Source organism: Arthrobacter sp. PAMC 25486 (assembly GCF_000785535.1).
Taxonomy (GTDB): domain Bacteria; phylum Actinomycetota; class Actinomycetes; order Actinomycetales; family Micrococcaceae; genus Specibacter.
This window is the reverse complement of the sequence record NZ_CP007595.1, coordinates 642,768-660,708: the sequence shown is the minus strand read 5'-3', so window position 1 is coordinate 660,708 and position 17,941 is coordinate 642,768. Positions and strand designations below refer to the sequence as shown.

The 17,941-nt window shown below is 64.2% G+C and carries 15 protein-coding genes, 1 tRNA gene and 1 pseudogene; 11 read left to right on the top strand and 6 right to left on the bottom strand.

Annotation, left to right across the window (positions count from 1 at the left end):
* Positions 1–1,398, top strand: coding sequence for a 3-oxoacyl-ACP reductase (locus tag art_RS03190; protein ID WP_052135947.1), 1,398 nt, complete (start codon positions 1–3; stop codon positions 1,396–1,398).
* A complete protein-coding gene (locus art_RS03185; protein WP_038462465.1) occupies positions 1,398–2,300 on the top strand; it encodes a MaoC/PaaZ C-terminal domain-containing protein in 903 nt (300 codons plus the stop codon). Before art_RS03190 ends, art_RS03185 begins: the two co-directional genes overlap by 1 nt.
* 68 nt (positions 2,301–2,368) lie before the next feature.
* Here art_RS03185 and art_RS03180 read toward each other — a convergent pair whose 3' ends face one another.
* The 3 genes from art_RS03180 to art_RS03170 all read right to left on the bottom strand — a co-directional run bounded on the left by art_RS03180 (position 2,369) and on the right by art_RS03170 (position 5,148).
* Positions 2,369–4,102 (bottom strand): alpha/beta-hydrolase family protein, encoded by a 1,734-nt coding sequence (locus art_RS03180; protein WP_052135946.1) that lies wholly within the window; start codon positions 4,100–4,102, stop codon positions 2,369–2,371.
* A gap of 70 nt (positions 4,103–4,172) precedes the next feature.
* Entirely contained in the window at positions 4,173–4,910 is a 738-nt protein-coding gene (locus art_RS03175) for a DUF2786 domain-containing protein (RefSeq protein ID WP_038462463.1), read from the bottom strand.
* A 155-nt stretch (positions 4,911–5,065) separates the two neighbouring features.
* Positions 5,066–5,148: transfer RNA gene (locus art_RS03170), tRNA-Leu, on the bottom strand.
* 191 nt (positions 5,149–5,339) lie between these two features.
* Between art_RS03170 and art_RS03165 the strand changes: the two genes are divergently transcribed.
* Both art_RS03165 and art_RS03160 read left to right on the top strand, forming a co-directional pair.
* Positions 5,340–6,644: a M20/M25/M40 family metallo-hydrolase gene (locus art_RS03165; protein WP_157875127.1), complete on the top strand. Its 1,305-nt coding sequence runs from the start codon at positions 5,340–5,342 to the stop codon at positions 6,642–6,644.
* Positions 6,645–6,819: 175 nt separating this feature from the next.
* Entirely contained in the window at positions 6,820–7,971 is a 1,152-nt protein-coding gene (locus art_RS03160; protein ID WP_038462459.1) for an acyl-CoA dehydrogenase family protein, read from the top strand.
* 81 nt (positions 7,972–8,052) lie between these two features.
* On the opposite strand, the gene art_RS03155 is transcribed toward art_RS03160, so the two are convergent.
* Complete coding sequence (locus tag art_RS03155) at positions 8,053–8,292, bottom strand: DUF5703 family protein (RefSeq protein WP_052135945.1); 240 nt, start codon at positions 8,290–8,292, stop codon at positions 8,053–8,055.
* Between the two features lie 129 nt (positions 8,293–8,421).
* Here art_RS03155 and art_RS03150 point away from each other — a divergent pair, with 129 nt between their 5' ends.
* On the top strand, positions 8,422–8,709 hold the full coding sequence (locus art_RS03150) for a hypothetical protein (protein WP_038462457.1): 288 nt from the start codon (positions 8,422–8,424) through the stop codon (positions 8,707–8,709).
* A gap of 7 nt (positions 8,710–8,716) precedes the next feature.
* On the opposite strand, the gene art_RS03145 is transcribed toward art_RS03150, so the two are convergent.
* A complete protein-coding gene (locus tag art_RS03145) occupies positions 8,717–9,649 on the bottom strand; it encodes an aldo/keto reductase (protein WP_038468467.1) in 933 nt (310 codons plus the stop codon).
* Between the two features lie 93 nt (positions 9,650–9,742).
* Between art_RS03145 and art_RS03140 the strand changes: the two genes are divergently transcribed.
* Both art_RS03140 and mshC read left to right on the top strand, forming a co-directional pair.
* Positions 9,743–10,579, top strand: a complete 837-nt coding sequence (locus tag art_RS03140; protein ID WP_038462455.1) for an undecaprenyl-diphosphate phosphatase — start codon at positions 9,743–9,745, stop codon at positions 10,577–10,579.
* Positions 10,580–10,751: 172 nt separating this feature from the next.
* The gene (gene mshC / locus art_RS03135; RefSeq protein WP_038462454.1) at positions 10,752–12,038 is read left to right on the top strand and encodes a cysteine--1-D-myo-inosityl 2-amino-2-deoxy-alpha-D-glucopyranoside ligase; all 1,287 of its coding nucleotides are present in this window, start codon (positions 10,752–10,754) and stop codon (positions 12,036–12,038) included.
* 54 nt (positions 12,039–12,092) lie between these two features.
* Here mshC and art_RS03130 read toward each other — a convergent pair whose 3' ends face one another.
* Entirely contained in the window at positions 12,093–12,974 is an 882-nt protein-coding gene (locus art_RS03130; protein WP_038462452.1) for a PAC2 family protein, read from the bottom strand.
* Positions 12,975–13,071: 97 nt separating this feature from the next.
* Between art_RS03130 and art_RS03125 the strand changes: the two genes are divergently transcribed.
* The 4 genes and pseudogenes from art_RS03125 to arc all read left to right on the top strand — a co-directional run.
* The gene (locus tag art_RS03125; protein ID WP_082000072.1) at positions 13,072–13,809 is read left to right on the top strand and encodes an HAD family phosphatase; all 738 of its coding nucleotides are present in this window, start codon (positions 13,072–13,074) and stop codon (positions 13,807–13,809) included.
* The gene (locus tag art_RS03120; RefSeq protein WP_038462450.1) at positions 13,806–14,957 is read left to right on the top strand and encodes a site-2 protease family protein; all 1,152 of its coding nucleotides are present in this window, start codon (positions 13,806–13,808) and stop codon (positions 14,955–14,957) included. Before art_RS03125 ends, art_RS03120 begins: the two co-directional genes overlap by 4 nt.
* Before the next feature lie 71 nt (positions 14,958–15,028).
* A complete protein-coding gene (locus tag art_RS03115; RefSeq protein ID WP_038462448.1) occupies positions 15,029–16,084 on the top strand; it encodes a tRNA (adenine-N1)-methyltransferase in 1,056 nt (351 codons plus the stop codon).
* Between the two features lie 177 nt (positions 16,085–16,261).
* Positions 16,262–17,935 (top strand): annotated as a pseudogene (gene arc, locus art_RS03110) (proteasome ATPase); the annotation flags it as partial.
* Positions 17,936–17,941 lie beyond the last annotated feature (6 nt).

Below are 17,941 nucleotides of genomic sequence, written 5' to 3'. Positions count from 1 at the left end.
ATGAACCAGCAGAACACATCCTCCAGCACGCGTGGCAGTGCCAACAAGCACGGCGCCGACAAGTACACAGAATTTGTCAGCCGCGGATTCGGCAAGGACCTCGCCAAGCGCTTGGGCCTTCCCCAGCCCGCCATCCTGCGCCGCTACAGCCCCCAGGCCCCGTTGGTTGAGGGCCCCATTTTAGTGGTTGGCCAAGGAGCAGGGTCCGACGGCGTTGCCCAGGTGTTGCTTAATTGGCACCTTGATGTGCGGCGCCATGCGACACCCAAGGAAAAGTTGGGCGCCATCGTCGTGGTGCTGGACGAACTGGACCACCCGGAACAGCTCTCAGCACCCATGCTCACCATTGGTGCTGCCCTGCGCGATTTGAACAAGAACGCCCGGATCGTCAGCATCTCCCGCACGACAACGACAACGACGACCGACGCACCCGCGCTGGCTGCCGCACGCAACGGTGTCGACGGGATCATCCGTTCGGTGGCCAAGGAACTCCGGGCAGGCGCCACGGCCAACGGCGTCCTGCTGACCAATGACATTGCCGCCAATTCGCCCAGCGCCATGGCAGCCCTGCGCTTCTTCCTCTCCGGGCGGTCAGCCTTTGTCGACGGGCAGTTCCTGAGCGCCTCGTCCGCCGGCTCGGATGAAACCCAGGATTGGGTCAAGCCGCTGGAGGGCAGTGTCGCCGTTGTCACCGGAGCCGCCCGCGGCATTGGTGCAGCCATCGCCCGCACACTTGCCCGCGACGGAGCCACGGTGATCGCCGTGGACGTGCCGGCAGCGGGGGACCACCTGGCCGCCGTCGCCAACGAAATCCATGGCACGGCGCTGCAATTGGACATCACGGCACCCGACGCAGGAACACGCATCCTGGACCACGCCATGGAACGCTACGGCCGGATCGACATCGTCGTCCACAACGCCGGGATTACCCGTGACAAGCTGCTGGCCAACATGGACGGCGCCAAGTGGGACTCGGTCATCGCCGTGAACATCTCCTCGCAGCTGCGCATGAACGAGGCGTTCCTGGCGAGCCCCGACTTTGGCGCCAACTCGCGCATCATCAGCGTTGCCTCAACCAGTGGCATTGCCGGAAACCGCGGCCAAAGCAACTACGCCGCTTCGAAGGCCGGGGTCATGGGCATGGTCCGGTCCACCGCGCCCCTGCTGGCCCCGCGCGGTGGCACGGTGAACGCCGTCGCGCCTGGTTTCATCGAAACCGACATGACGGCGAAGATGCCCTTCGCCACCCGCGAGGTCGCCCGTCGGCTCAACAGCCTCCAGCAGGGCGGCAAGCCCAGCGATGTGGCCGAGGCCATCGCCTTCTTTGCCCAGCCCAATGCCGCCGGCGTCACCGCCAACGTGCTGCGGGTGTGCGGGCAGAACATCGTGGGTCAGTAATGGCGCAGACAGTGTTGACCGAGATGCCATCCCTATCCAAGCTGTACTTGAATGCCGCCGCGTCGGCGGCCAAGAACAGGCTGCTGCGCGCCGAGCCGGCGGTGGCCCTGCCGGCCACGGCGGTGGAAGTACGCGGTGTGCGGGCCGACCTGGCCAAGGTCACCGAGTTTGCGCACCTCATGGGGGAGCCCGCCCGCGACGTGCTGCCCTCCGGGTACCTGCACGCCTTCGCCTTCCCCGTGGCCATGAGCGTCATGGTTGCTGACGAATTTCCGCTGCCGCTCTTGGGGATGATCCACCTGCGCAACCAGGTGGAACAGCTGGCTCCCGTGATGTTTGACGATGAATTGTCGATCCGGGCATGGGCGCGGGACCTCACCGGCCACCGCAGCGGGACACAGGTGCAGATCGTTGCCGAGATCCACAACGCCGATGGCACGGCGCTGCTGTGGCGCGGGGTTTCCACGTACCTGGCCAAAGGCATTTTTCTGCCGGGCTTGGACAAGCCGACGACGGCCGGGGAACGGGTGGACTTCGTCCCGCCGGCGCCGACGGCGCAGTGGCGGCTGGGTGTTGACACCGGACGCGCCTACGCCGCCGTTTCGGGTGATTTCAACCCCATCCACCTCAGCGTTTTGAGCGCCAAGGCGCTGGGCCTGCGCCGCTCCATCGCCCACGGCATGTACGCTGCCGCCCGGGTGCTGGCCACGGTGCCGCTGGCCAAGCCACCAGCCTTCAGCTGGGATATTTCCTTCGACTCGCCAATCTTTTTGCCCGCCGCCGTTTCCCTGGAGGTCCTCGACCACCGGAGTAACGACGGCGCCTGGCTGAGTTCGGAGTTCACGGCCTGGAATGCGCACAGTGCCAGGAGGTACTTCAGCGGCACGGTGACCTCCGCCTGAGGCACTGCCCCTCCCCGCCGCTGGCCGGCGGGGAGGGCCCGTACTCGAAGCCTGAGGGCGGGGCCGGGCTAGTTGTTCAGGGATTCCTCGTAGGGGTAGGCGGCAATGACGTCCTGGATGCGGTCGACGGCGGACGGGTCCAGCCGGCTGGGGGCCACGCCGTTCCACGCCTCGACTGCGACGTCGCCGAAGTTGTGTCCGTGGCTGGCCGGCACAGCCTCACCCATGAACATGTCGAAGGCCACCTGCAAATAGGTGACTAGTGGAATCCAGCGCATGGCGTCGCTGACGTCGGGTGCGCGTCCGCCAGTGCTCTTGGTGCCGGCCAGCCATTCGGGTTTCTCCCAAATCAAACGCGGGGTCAGCCACGTCACGGCGTCGGTGCCGTGTTGCAAATAGGCCACCCTTGCTGGCTCCCAGGGCCCCTGCAGTTTGTCGAAATCACCGGTGTTGGACAGCCAGCGAACGTTGCGGCCACCGTCAAACACTGGCTGCCACACGGGCGATCCCGGATCACGTTGGGCCTGCAGGGCGCCCCAAGGCTGGGAGTTGTTGGGTGCACCCGAGAAGACTGCCCCGTCGATGCTGCTGGCGAGGTCGTCAATGCCGGAAAAGGCCGACTGCATGCCGGAGGCGCCAAGACTCAGCCCGTAAACCAGCAAGGCGGGGCGTTCTGTGGCGGGCATGGAATCCCACTCAGCTTTCACCGCGTTGTACAGCGCCTGCCCCGAGTCGCGGGGCAGGTCCTGGTGAAAGAGGAAGGACACCCAGCTTGGCTGGTAGGAGTACTGCATGGACACAATTGCCGTGTCGCCGCCGTGCAAGTATTCCAGCGAGTCAACCGCCTGGCGTTCCAACCAGCCGGATCCTGTGGGTGTGGCAATCATGAGCGTGCCGCGGTCAAAGCCGCCGGTGCGCTTGAGTTCGGCAACGGCCAGTGCAGCCCGTGCCGCCATGGACTCTTCCTGTGCCGAACCAACATAGATTCTCACCGGCTCCAACGCCGGATGACCTGTGACGTTCTCAATGGTGGCTGCGCCCGGGCCGCCACCCACAAAAGCCCGGCCCTGCATGCCCAACTTGTCCCACTCGACGGCTGAACCGGCGCCGGCGGAGCGGTGGTCCTCGGCCGGCTCCACAATGCCTGCGGGCGTTGTTTCGTTCCGCGCCGCATAGACACCGTCGGTGCCCCAGAGTGCAGCCGACACCACAATGCCGAGCCCCAAGGTGGCAGCCAGCAATCCGGCGAGCCATCCGGTCGGGGTGACCAGCCCCGGCGGCAGCCCGGCACGCCGAGCCCCGTGGCGTCCCAGGACGGCCAGCCTGCGCAGGCCCCCACGGAGGCCAAAAACAATGCCGGCCAGCAGTATCGCCACAGCGAAGAACATGCCAACATCCAGCCCGTCAACGGGCGGCATGTCCACATGCGCACGCACATCGTTTTGCCATCTCACGGCCAGGACACCGACCAAGGTCACATAAAGCAGGCCCGCTGCGCCGACAACTTGCCACAACCACCGCGGGAGGTGCAGGGTCACCGGAACGCGCCGCTTTCCCGGGACACCTTGGGTCTCCGGAACGCGCCGCTTTCCCGGACAGGAGTCCATGCGTCGTCGGACGAGGAAAGCAGCAACGCCCCGGTAAAGCCCGGCCGCCGCCACATATGCCAGGGCGAAGCTCACGCCGGCGAGGAAGCCCTGAAAGAGTGCCGGCCGGGGGACCAGCGACGGCGTCAGGGCCAGGGCAACTGCCGAGACACCTGCCAAGAGGCCAACGATGGAGGCGGGCCGGACAGTGTTCATGGGTGTTTTCTTCCCTGTGTCAGAACGAAAGCCCCAGCTTATCGGCAACACGGCGCAGACACGGTGAGCCCTAGTTGATTTCGTCGTTGACCGTGGCCCGTTGACCGGCGGTACTGCCAGCCGCATGCGCAGTGCTCGAACCGTAAGCCATGTCCTGGCGTCGGGCGTTGCGTACATCGGGGTAAAGCTCATGGGCGTGTTCATCGGCCCGTTCCCTCCGGCTCGCCAGCACAAGCTGGTTCCCCGGTTCCCCGGCAACGGCCTCTTCCTTATAGAGGGAGCTCAGCCGGTTAGCGACGGTGACCAGGAACCCCAGCTGGAATTGGCGCCGTTCCAGCGTCTTTTCATAGGCGCTCAGGTGCGGCTTATAGGGATACGCTGCCCACCAACTGGCCATGGCAGTGTCCAATTGCAGCAGCAGCGAGCCGAAGAGCCGGCGAATCTGTGCAACGTCGGACTCGGCACCAATGAGATAGATGACTTTCTTGGACGGCGTGGTGGCCTGTAGCACCTTCACGGTGTCAAAGGCGCTGGCGACGGCGATGAAGCCTCGCGCCTGGCCCACCCGGTACTGCCCGCCCAATTCAAAGCGGTCCTCCACCATGAGTTCCTGCGGCTTGCCGGCCTTGCCCGCTTCGGCGTCGATGGCGGCCTGCTGAATTCCGTACCGCACCATGAGGCGCTCCGCATGTTCCTGGAAGGTCTGCGCCTCGGCAGGGAAGGGGGTGCTCTCAGCCTTGGCCAGCAGTTTCGTGATGAGCTTGAGGGTCTTCTTCGCCTTGTGGGCTGCTTCGTTGTTTGTTTCCATGATGGTTGGCCCCTGTTCCTTGCAGCTGTGATGCTCACGACACTATCTGCCGGGTCTGACATTCTGGCCCGCATTCATGCATTCACGCATTCCAGGCATCCGGGCAAACAAAAAACTCCCCAAGGAACTAATACGTTCCTTGGGGAGTTGCTTTGTGCGCGGAAAGGGACTTGAACCCTCACCCCGTTTCCAGGACTAGCACCTCAAGCTAGCGCGTCTGCCATTCCGCCACCCGCGCAGGTGATCACAGGAAACTGTTTCTCGCTCTCGCTTGAATCGTTGTTTCCTGCAGCAGCGATGAAAACAATAGCACGACTTTTGCCGGAAACCACAATCGAGGGTGTCGACCCCGGTTCCGCACCCGCAGGAGGCGCCCCAAGGTGCCAAAAGGTAGGCTGGATCAAACGCGTCAAACAAAGGAGTTTTCCCTTGAATATGGTCAGGCCCGAGGACGAAGTTGCCGGCATCTGTGCCGATCTCATTCGATTCGACACCAGCAACTTTGCCGACAATGAGGGTCCGGGGGAGCGGGCCATTGCCGAACACACTGCCGCCTTAATTTCCGACGCCGGCCTCTCCCCAGAGCTGTACGAGTCGTCACCGGGGCGGGCCAACGTGGTCACGCGCATCGAGGGCACCGATTCCTCCCTCCCCGCGCTCGTGGTGCACGGGCACCTGGACGTGGTGCCGGCCGAAGCCGCCGACTGGACCGTTGACCCGTTCTCCGGCGAGGAGCGCGACGGGCTGATCTGGGGCCGCGGCGCCGTAGATATGAAGGACATGGACGCCATGATCCTCTCCGTCATGCGCTCCATGGGCAGGGAAGGGCGCAAGCCCAAACGCGACATTGTCTTTGCCTTCTTCGCCGATGAGGAGGCCGGCGGAACGTACGGTGCCCGCTGGTCGGTGGACAACCGTCCCGACCTCTTTGAAGGGGCCACCGAAGCCATTTCCGAGGTGGGCGGCTTCTCCACCGATATCAATGGCAAGCGCGCCTACCTTCTCCAAACCGCGGAGAAGGGCCTGGCCTGGCTGCGCCTGACGGCACACGGGCGGGCCGGGCATGGCTCGCACATCAACAGCGACAATGCCGTCACCCGGCTGGCCCGCGCCGTGACCCGCATCGGCGATTACGAGTGGCCCATCGAATACACCGACACGACGCGCGCCTTCCTGGAGGGCGTCTCGGAACTGACCGGCATTGAATTTGATGAGTCAAACCCGGAAACCCTCCTCAGCCAGCTCGGCACGGTGTCCCGTTTTGTCGGTGCCACGCTGCAAAACACGGCCAACCCCACATTCCTCAGCGGCGGCTACAAGGCTAATGTGATTCCGGGCACGGCCGAGGCCATGATCGACATCCGCACCCTGCCAGGCCAACACGAGCAGGTGCTGGAAATCGTCCGCGAACTGGCGGGCGAGGGCATTGACATCTCCACCATCCACAACGACGTCTCCCTGGAAACCCCCTTCGCCGGCAACCTCGTGGACGCCATGATCGACTCCCTGCATGCCGAAGACCCCGGCTCCACCGTCCTGCCGTACACGCTATCCGGCGGCACCGACAATAAGTCGCTCAGCCGCCTGGGCATCACTGGCTACGGCTTCGCACCGCTGCAACTGCCGCCGGAGCTCGATTTCACCGGCATGTTCCACGGCGTCGACGAACGCGTCCCCGTCGACTCGCTAAAATTCGGCGTCCGCGTCCTTGACCGCCTGCTGAGCAACTACTGATCCTCCCCACCGGCCGGGCCAGTAAATCGCTGGGGCGATTTCCCGGCAACCTGACCGGCGTGGGCCCACCCACCGGCCGGGCCAGTAAATCGCTGGGGCGATTTCCCGGCAACCTGACCGGCGTAGGCCCACCCACCGGCCGGCCAGCCCACTTCCGAGAATGAAAGGCACGATCATGACACCCGAGGATTTGTTGCCCGATGACCTGCTGGAACGCTTTCGCGAACGCGCCAAGGGCTACGACGAGCGCAACGAGTTCTGTCACGAGGACCTCGCCGAGCTGAAGACGCAGGGTTACCTGCGCATGTTTGCCTCCGTGGACGACGGCGGCCTCGGCTTTGGTCTGGAACAGGCGGCTGCCGCCCAACGCAGGTTGGCAACAGCGGCCCCGGCCACAGCCTTGGCGATCAACATGCATTTGGTGTGGACCGGCGTCGCGCATCTTTTGCATGAGCGCGGGGATGACTCCCTCCACTACGTCCTGCAAGAGGCGGTGGCCGGGGAGGTGTTTGCTTTTGGCAACTCGGAGGCCGGCAATGATTCGGTGCTCTTCGACTCAAGCACCGTCGCCGCGCCGCTGGGCGACGGCAGCTATTCCTTCACCGGCACAAAGATCTTCACCTCGCTTTCACCGGCCTGGACCCGCCTGGGTATCTTCGGCAAAGACGAAACCGGGGAGGAGCCGGTCCTGGTGCACGCCTTCATCACCCGCGATGCGCCCGGCTACACCATCAAGGATGACTGGAACACGTTAGGCATGCGTGCCAGCCAGTCCAACACGACAGTGCTCGACGGCGTAGTGGCAGCACCCGAGCGCGTCTTTCGGAAACTTCCGGTGGGTCCCAATGCGGATCCGCTGATCTTCTCCATCTTTGCCTGCTTCGAGACGCTGCTGGCCGCCGTGTATACGGGGCTGGGGGAGCGGGCGTTGGCGATCGGCGTGGCGACGGTGCAAAAGCGTAGGTCCAAGAAGTCGGGGAAGAGCTACGCACAGGATCCAGACATTCGTTGGCGCATTGCCGACGCCGCACTGGCCATGGACGGGCTGTACCCGCAGCTTGAGGCCGTCGCCCGCGATGTGGACAACCTGGTGAACCACGGGAGCCAATGGTTCCCGAAGATGGTGGGGCTGAAGATTCGCGCCACGGAAACGGCACGCACGGTGGTGGACTTGACCATCAGGGTCAGCGGCGGCGGCAGCTACTTTGCCGGCAACGAACTGGGCCGGCTGTACCGGGATGTGCTGGCCGGAATCTTCCACCCATCCGATGACGAGTCGGCGCACGCAACCATTGCCAATGCCTGGTTGGGGCCGATCGAACCCTAAGCCGCAAGCGCCCGCCCGGTGTGGCTGTTGTGCAGCGGGGCCGGGACCGCGCACTGGCATTTAGCTGCACGCGGGGCGGGCCTAGTAAACGTCGAGGGTCCGCTCCACACGCAACACTTTTCGGCGCATGAGGTATTTGCGCTCACCGCCCATATATAGGGTGCTGCGTTCAAGTTCCCATTTGCCGTATTCGGCGTGTTCACGCAGGCGCTGATAGGCGGTGGGAACGGACTCGCCGTGGGTCACGGTGATCAGCAGATATTCATATTGCCGCAGCGGCGCACCGCGTCCGGTGAGCACCGGTTGAATGATTTCCCGCATGAATTGTCCCTCTCTGCCGGCAACCCTTAACTGTGCTGGCTTAACCCAAGCTACCCCTTGCGGATCGATGTGGCGTGCTTCTGGGAAAAGGACTTTCAAGTTCGCGAACTCACTGGTAGCGTCATTCGCATGAGCATCGATCCCCGCGCAGCACTGAGTGCCTTGACCACAGCATTGGAAGAACACTTGGTGGCCGCCTCAGCCCGCCGTGGGGAAGAAGACCCCATTGTTGAAGCCACATTCCTGGGCATCATCGACGCCTTTGAGGCGTATGAGGAAGCACTCTTTGACGCGTTTGATGAGGTGACCCCGCTGGTAATTTACGGTGAGGACGACGACTTCGACGAAGCTGACGCCGACGAAAACGATGACGCGGCTCAGGACAGCAACGACGAGCTGGAACCACTCAGCGACTAGCCAGCAGTTAGAGCCGGGATATTTCGCTCAGTACTGTCACAATCTGCTCCGGTAGGGGTGTGAGCTCGGAATTCAGGATTTCCTTGAGCTGCTCCTGCGTGCGTGGACCCACCACCGCCGCCGAAACTGCCGGATGTTCCAGCAGCCAGCTCAGGGAAACGTCCAAGGGCGTCCGGCTCAGGCCACGGGCGGCCGTGACGAGCGCATCGGTGATCCGCGCCGGACGGCCCTCCAAATACTTCTCCACATAGCTGCTCATGGTGGGACTGGCTCCCCGGGAATCTCCGGGCACACCACCGCGGTACTTTCCCGTCAGTGTGCCCCTCCCAAGGGGTGCCCAGCACAAAAGCCCGGCGCCCACGTGTTCGGCCGCGGGAATGACTTCGCGTTCCGCGTTGCGCTCCAGCAATGAATACTCCACCTGGTTGGCCACCAGCGGAGTCTCACACAAGGTGGCTGCACGGGCCAGCTGCCAGCCGTTGTAGTTGGAAACGCCGGCGTAGCGGACGCGACCGCTGCGTTCGGCGTATTCCAGTGCCCCGAGCGTCTCCTCAAGGGGTACGTTGTCATCCCAGATGTGGGCCAACCACAGGTCCAGGTGGTCGGTTCCCAGCCTGGCCAGCGAGGCGTCCAGCCCCGCCAGCATGGCGCGACGGGACGTGTCGACCATGCGCTTGCCGTTGCGGTGGCTGATGCCGGCCTTGGAAATGAGAACAACATCACTACGGGGAACAACGTCGCCTATCAAGTCGCCAAGAATTGCCTCGCTGCGTCCCTCGCCGTAGCTGACGGCAGTGTCAATCGTTGTTCCGCCCGCTCCCAGGAAATCCCGCAGCAGCAGGCCGGCACTTTCTTCGTCGGTTTCCGTGCCCCAGGTCATTGTGCCCAAGGCCAAGGCCGAGACACGCAGTCCGCTGGTGCCCATGAATCGTTGTTCCATGACGCCAAGCTTACGGTGATTTGCGCAGGCACCGGGGCACCCGCCGTCGTCCATGAACATCCGGGGGCCGGTCCATGCTCTAGGCTAAAATGCGTGAACTGGTTTGAAGCAGCCTTCCTGGGCCTCGTGCAGGGCCTGACAGAATTCCTCCCTATTTCCTCCAGCGCCCACTTATTTGTGGTGGGAAAGTTTCTGCCTTCGGGTGCGGATCCCGGCGCGGCCTTCACGGCCGTCAGCCAGTTGGGCACGGAAACGGCCGTGCTGATCTTCTTCTGGCGCGATATTGTGCGCATCGTCAAGGCCTGGTGGGGCTCCCTGCGGGGACGTGTGCCGCGCACCGACCCCGATGTCCGCATGGGCTGGCTGGTCATCATCGGCAGCCTGCCCATCGCCCTCCTCGGCGTGGTTTTTCAAAGCCACATTGAATCCACCCTGCGCAACCTGTGGCTCGTGGCCACAACGCTCATCGTCTTCGGCCTGATCCTGGCCGTGGCAGACCATGTGGCAAGCCAGAAGCGGGACCTGACACAGCTCACATACAAGCACGGCATTCTCTATGGTTTCGCCCAGGCACTGGCGCTGATCCCCGGCGTTTCCCGCTCCGGCGGCACCATCACGGCCGGCCTGCTCATGGGATACACCCGTGAGGCCGCCGCCCGCTACGCATTCCTGCTGGCCATCCCCGCCGTCTTCGGCAGCGGCTTCTATGAGCTGTACAAGATCTTTGGCGAGCACGAGGGTGCGCAGGGCCCGTTTGGCATTGGTGAGACCGTGCTGGCCACGATCATCGCCTTCGTTGTGGGTTACCTCATCATCGGCTGGTTCCTGAAGTACATCTCCACGAAGAGTTTCCGCCCCTTTGTTTGGTACCGGATTGCCTTGGGTGTGCTGCTGTACATCCTGCTCGGCACAGGGGTCATCACGGCGTAGCCCGGGCGGGTCCGCAAAGCCGCTTCGCATCTCCCGGGCCCTCGGCGTACAGCGCCCATCCACCCCCAAAGTCTCGCTTCGCTCGCTCCGGGCCCTCGGCGTATAGCGCCCATCCGCCTCCCCAAGTCTCGCTTCGCTCGCTCGGGGCCCCTCGGCGTATAGGCTTGGCTCTGTGAAAACTTGGAAGTCCCATGCCCTGCCTCAGCTGCCCGGCCTCATGCCGGCCCTCCACCTGCATGAAACAACCCAGCAACGGGTTGTTCCCTTGCCTGACACGGACCCGGCCAGCATCTACGTCTGCGGCATCACCCCTTACGACGCCACCCACATAGGCCACGCCGCAACCTATGTAGCGTTTGACCTGCTCAACCGTGCCTGGCGCGACCAGGACCGCACCGTCAGCTATGTGCAAAATGTCACAGACATCGACGATCCCCTCCTGGAACGAGCCACCCGCGACGGCGTTGACTGGCGGGAACTGGCCATCTCCCAGACGGCCCTGTTCCACGCGGACATGGAGGCCCTGAACGTGCTGGCCCCGGACGAGTACATCGGCGCCGTCGAGGCCATCGAATGGATCGTCCCCGAGATTGAAAAGCTGGTTGCGGCAGGCATTGCCTACCCTGTCACCGGCACGGATGGGGCGCCCGACGGCGACATTTACTTCTCCGTCGACGCCGCCTCGGCTGCCACCCAGGTAAGCGGTCCGGACGCCGCCTGGTGGCTCGGCCAGGTCTCCGGACTCACCGAAGAAGAAATGCTCCCGTTCTTCGCCGAACGCGGCGGCGACCCCGCCCGTCCCGGCAAGCGCCACCCCCTGGACGCGTTGCTGTGGCGTGTTGCCCGCGACGGCGAGCCGGATTGGGACGGTGCAACGCTCGGCCGCGGCCGGCCCGGCTGGCACATCGAGTGCACCGTCATCGCGCAGAAGTACCTGCCGAAGCCGTTTACGGTCCAGGGCGGTGGCAGCGACCTCGTCTTCCCACACCACGAGATGGGGGCAGGGCACGCCTATGCGCTGGCGCAGACACCCATGGCCCGGCACTACAGCCATACAGGCATGGTGGGCCTTGACGGCGAAAAGATGAGCAAGTCGCTGGGCAACCTGGTGCTCGTGTCCAAGCTGCGGGCCGGTGGCACGGATCCGGCAGCCATCCGCCTGGCCATCCTCGCCAACCACTACCGTTCGGACTGGTCCTGGACCCTGGAACTGCTGGGCGACGCCGAGTACCGCCTGGAGCGTTGGCGCAAGGCAATCCACCTGGCTCCGGAAGGGTCAGGCAAGCCGCTGCTAAAGGAACTGCGTGCAGCGCTCAGCGCCGACCTTGACGCACCCCGGGCACTGGCCGCGGTTGATGCGTGGAGCTCACAAGCACTCTCAGCCGGTACAGCATCCTCGGAGCAGGACTCCGACCTGGTCTCAGACTCCATCGAGGCACTGCTGGGCATCGAGCTCTAAACAATCGATGCTAGGAATCCAGACCCCAGGAATCCAGACCGCAGCAATCCAGTTTTAAGGCTGGTCCTGGCCGCGGCGGCGCAGGTACCGTTCGAACTCCTTGGCAATGGAGTCACCCGTTGCTTCGGGAAGTTCAGCGGTGTCCTTCGCCTCCTCCAACTGCTGGACGTAGGCGGCAATTTCCGCGTCACCGGCGGCCAGCTCGTTCACGCCGCGCTCCCACGCCTGCGCATCCTCTGCCAGGTCGTGGGTGGCGAGGGGAACGTGCAGGAAGTCCTCGATCCTGTTCAAGAGCGCCAGCTCGGCCTTGGGTGAGGGCGCCTGGGCCACATAGTGCGGCACGGCTGCCCACAATGAGATGGTGGGCAGCCCGGCCAGCATGGCCACCTCATTCAGCACCCCCACAATTCCCACGGGGCCCTCGTACTGCGAGGACTCCAGGTGCAGGCTCTGCGCCAGCGCCTCGTCGTCGCACGTTGCGGTGACGGGAATGGGCCGGGTGTGCGGCACGTCAGCGAGCAGGGCGCCCACCAAAATAATGTAGTTGACGTTCAGCTCGGCAGCCTTCGCCAGCAGTTCAGCCGTGTAGGCACGCCACCGGTACGACGGCTCAATGCCGTGCACCAAGACAACATCAATGTCTGTGTCGGGAATGGCGGCCTTGGCAATTTTCGTCAGGGGCCACTTGATCTTGCGCCCGCCACGGGATGTCAGGCGCACTTCCGGTCGGGTGAACTGAAAGTCGTAATATTCGTCAGGTTCAATGACGGCCACACGTTTGGCGTTCCACAGCCGGTGCAGGTGCGCCAGCGCGTCACTGGCGGCCTCACCGGCGTCATTCCATCCCTCAAAGGCCGCCAGCATCACCGTCACACGGTCTTCGCCGGGCAGGCGAACAAGTAGCTGCCTTGCTTCCGCATCATCGTTTCTGCTCACATCTCCACCCTACGGCCCCAATGCTGCACGTGCACTAGTCACCACGCGCGGCCGCAGCAGGAAACGGGCGCCGCGGCGATCCACGTAGACTGGTGGCATGCTTTCACACGCTGCCGATGACCTGCGCCCGAGAACACCAACCCAACCCGAGCTCAAAGCCGTCCTGTGGGACATGGACGGGACCCTCGTGGACACCGAGCCATATTGGATCGCCGCCGAAATGGAGCTGGTCGCCGCCCACGGCGGGCAGTGGAGCGAGGCCGATGCCATGTCCCTGGTGGGCAACGCCCTGGATTCCACGGCGGCCGTGCTGCAAAATGCGGGCGTGCAGCTTGAAATACGCGAGATCATCGACCATCTCTCCAATTCCGTCATCGCCGGCATCCGCCGCCAGTTGCCGTGGCGCCCTGGTGCTAGGGAGCTGCTGCAGGAACTGCACAGCCGCGGTGTCCGCTGCGCCCTCGTCACCATGAGCGAACGCCCCATGGCCACGGAGGTGGTCAAGGCCCTTGACGGGGACTACTTTGAGTTCCTCATCACCGGTGAGGAGGTGGAGAACGGCAAACCGCACCCCGAGCCCTACCTGAAGGCCGTGGAGCAGCTGCGTGAAAGCGACCCCACGCTCACCATCGCCCACTGCGTCGCGTTTGAGGATTCCATCCCCGGCGTGGCCTCGGCCATTGCCTCCGGTGTCGCCACCATCGCCATCCCGCATGCCGTGCCGTTGCCGGAGGATCCCCGCCGCACCACGTGGGAGACCCTGACCGGCAAAACGTTCGACGACGTTCGTGCAGTCGTGTTGTCCCGTGCCGTTACCGCTGGGGCTGCCTTGTGAGCGGTGCCACCCAGGGTGCCAAACCGCGCCGCGAGGGACTCGTCCTTGGCACGGTGCGCGGCACCCCCATCATTTTGGCGAACTCCTGGTTCTTCATCGCTGCCGTCACCGTCCTGATTTTCGGTCCTCAGCTCAAGGGCAGCTTTGGCGGCTGGGCCTACCCTGTGGCGTTTGCCTATGCCCTCCTGCTGCTTTTCTCCGTCCTCATCCATGAGCTGGCTCACGCCATGGCGGCCAAAATGTATGGCTGGCCCACACACAAGATCGTGCTGAACCTCTGGGGCGGACACACCGAGTTTGATTTCAGCAAAGCAACCCCCGGCAAGGCCCTTGTGGTGGCTTTTGCCGGCCCCATCGCCAACTTTGTGTTGGCCGGCCTGGGCTGGCTGGTGCAACTGGCGCTGCCGGCCCCCACCTCCATGGCCGCCCTGATTGCGATCCTGCTGACAAACATCTTCGTCTGGGCCAACCTGCTCATTGGCGCGTTTAACATCCTGCCGGGACTGCCGTTGGACGGCGGCCGGCTTGTTGAGTCGATCGTGTGGAAGAGCACGGGGAGCCAGGAAAAGGGCACCGTCGCCGCAGGCTGGGCGGGCCGGATCATCGTGGTGGTGCTCGTCGCTGCCGTTCTTGGCGTGCCGTACTTCAGCGGTGGCCAACCGGACTTCACCACCTCGTTCATCATGATCTTGCTGGCAGGCTTCCTGTGGATGGGCGCCTCCGCCTCCATCAAGGGCGCCAACATCCGGCTACGCCTGCCCGGCATCACAGCGGGAAGCCTGGCCGCTCCCGCCGTCAGCGCCTCAGCCCAGTGCAGTGTTGCCCAGTTGTGGACGCTGCGCGGGGAATTCCCCAGCGCCCCGATCGTGCTCTTCGGCACCGACGGGCGGCCGAGCGCCGTCGTCGATGAACATGCCTTGGCGAACGTGCCCCCGCAGGCCGCAACCACCACACCGGCAACCGCTGTTGCCAGGACGCTGTCCCAGGGCGCTTATGTCCCCGAGGCAGCGAGCGGCGCCGAGCTCGTGACGTACCTTTCCCAGCTTCCCGATACCGAGTATGCCGTCATAGACGGCCACGGCAAGGTCAGCGGACTGCTGAGCCAGGCCAAGGTTGTTGCAGCCATCACCGGCAAGGCACTGGCCTAGGGCCAAGGCGCCCCACCGGGACCGCCCGGCCACCATCTTTTGCGAGTACCCATCACGAACAGGAACCACCCATGAACCAGCAACAAACCAGCACATCCGCCGCACCGCACGGCGCCGACGTGCGCCGCGGCCCCTTCCGTGCGGGGGAGCGTGTCCAGCTCACCGATGAGCGCGGCCGCATGAACACCGTGACCCTGACACCGGGCACGGCCTACCACACGCACAAGGGCTTTTTGAATCACGATCTGCTCATCGGCGCGCCCGAAGGGTCCATCGTGGAAAGCAACGTTGGCCAGCAGTACCAGGCCCTGCGCCCGCTGCTCTCGGACTTTGTGCTGTCCATGCCGCGCGGCGCGGCCGTGGTCTACCCCAAGGATGCGGGGCAGATCATCACGATGGGCGACATCTACCCCGGCGCCCGCGTCGTGGAAGCAGGCGTTGGTTCCGGCGCGCTTTCCATCTCCTTGTTGCGTGCGGTCGGCGACAACGGCTTCCTGCACTCCTTCGAACGTCGCGAAGAGTTCGCCGACATTGCCCGCGGCAACGTGGAAACCATTTTCGGCGGGCCGCACCCGGCCTGGAAGATCTCACTCGGCGACTTCCAGGACCAGGTCGTGGCGCAGGAAGAGCCCGGCAGCATTGACCGCGTTGTCCTTGACATGCTGGCACCCTGGGAATGCTTGGACGCTGTGGCCACCGTTTTGGCGCCGGGCGGTGTGTGGATCAACTACGTTGCCACCGTCACCCAGCTCTCCCGCACCGCCGAGGCCATCCGTGCCGACGGGCGTTTCACCGAGCCCGACGCTTGGGAGTCCATGGTCCGTGGCTGGCACCTTGAAGGCCTGGCCGTCCGCCCTGACCACCGCATGGTGGCCCACACCGGCTTCCTCATGGTGACCCGCCGCCTGGCCGACGGTGTGACCGGGCTGAACCTGAAGAAGAAGTCCAAGGGTGAATTCAGCGCCGAGGACCTCAACGCCTGGACGCCGGAGGCTGTGGGTGAGCCGGCCGTGTCCGACCGGAAACTGCGCCGCGCCGCCCGGGACGCCTCATCAACGGTGCAGACCAAAGGGACCAAGAGCAAGGCCGCGGGCGAGGTTCCCGCCACGGAGAACCAAGAGCACTAAACTCGAAATTACCAGCCGTCTGCGAAAGGGATACTGGCCATGAGCGATTCACCCCACTCCACCCCCGCCAACCAGGGACCCTCGAATCCCGAACGGTCGACTCCTGTTGGGGGCGACGCTGCGCCCGGTTCACCGGGCGCAGGATATTCCACCGGCCCGGGGCAGCAGGCGGTGCTGGAACGCCAGCTCAACGTCTTACGGGACAAGGCCCGCAACCTGGACCGCCAGTTGGCTTCCGCCACCCAAAACAATGCCAAACTGGTCGCGATGCTGGAGACCGCCAGGGCCGAGATCACCAAGTTGCGCTCGGCGCTGGAGAACGACGGTGAACCGCCCTATGGGTTCGGCACCGTCCTGGCCATCAACACCCCACGCACAGGGTCGGGCGTCAACGCCGCCGTGACCCGGGAGAGCCTGGATATTTTCGCCTCCGGGCGGAAGATGCGGGTCGGTCTGAGCCCGCTGCTGAAGTTGTCCGAGCTCACTGTTGGCCAGGAAGTCCTGCTCAATGAGGCTTTCACCGTCATCGCAGGCCTCGGCTATGAGCAGGTGGGTGAGCTCGTCACCGTCAAGGAACTGCTGGGCAGCACGAGGGTCCTGGTAGTGGGCCGGGCCGACGAGGAACGCGTGGTGCGACTGGCCGGCGCCCTGCAGGACGGCTCCGTCAAGGTCGGTGACGCGCTGACCCTTGAAGGCCGCACCGGCTATGCGCTGGAGAAGGTGCCGCGGTCGGAAGTGGAAAACCTGATCCTGGAGGAAGTCCCCGACATCTCCTACTCGGACATCGGCGGGCTGGCCTCCCAGATCGAGCAGATCCGCGACGCCGTCGAGCTTCCCTTCCTGCATCCTGAGCTATACCGCGAACACGGACTCAAGGCACCCAAAGGCATCCTGCTCTACGGCCCTCCCGGCTGCGGCAAGACCCTGATCGCCAAGGCCGTGGCCAACTCACTGGCCAAGCGTGCGCGGGAACGCTCGGGCGTCAAGGACCAGAAGAGCTACTTCCTGAACATCAAGGGCCCAGAACTGCTGGACAAGTACGTGGGGGAGACCGAACGCCAGATCCGGTTGATCTTCAGCCGCGCCCGTGAAAAAGCGTCGGATGGCAGTGCCGTCGTGGTGTTCTTTGACGAAATGGACTCGCTGTTCCGCACGCGCGGCACGGGTGTTTCCTCTGACGTGGAAACCACCATCGTCCCCCAGCTCCTGAGTGAGATTGACGGCGTCGAACGTCTTGACAACGTCATTGTCATTGGTGCCTCCAACCGGGAAGACATGATTGATCCGGCCATCCTGCGCCCGGGCCGGCTGGATGTGAAGGTCAAGATCCACCGTCCCGACGCCGAGGCAGCCGCGGATATTTTCGCCAAGTACGTCACCACCACCCTGCCGTTCCACCCGGACGACCTCACCGCCAACCACGGTGACCTGCAGGAAACCGTGGACGCCATGATCCAGCGCACCGTCGAGGCCATGTACGCCACGGACAAGTCGAACGAATACTTGGAGGTCACCTACGCCAACGGCGACACCGAAATGCTGTACTTCAAGGACTTCAACTCTGGCGCCGTCATCCAGAATGTGGTGGACCGGGCCAAGAAGTACGCCATTAAGGACCTGTTGACCAGCGGTGAGAAGGGCATCCGGATCGAACACATGCTCCGCGCCGTCGTGGATGAATTCCGTGAGCATGAGGACATGCCCAACACCACCAACCCGGACGACTGGGCCAGGATTTCCGGCAAGAAGGGTGAGCGGATCACGTACATCCGCACCATTGTCCAAAGCAAGGAAGGCCAGAATCCGGGCAGGACGCTGGAGACGCTTCCCAACACCGGGCAGTACCTGTGAGCGTTG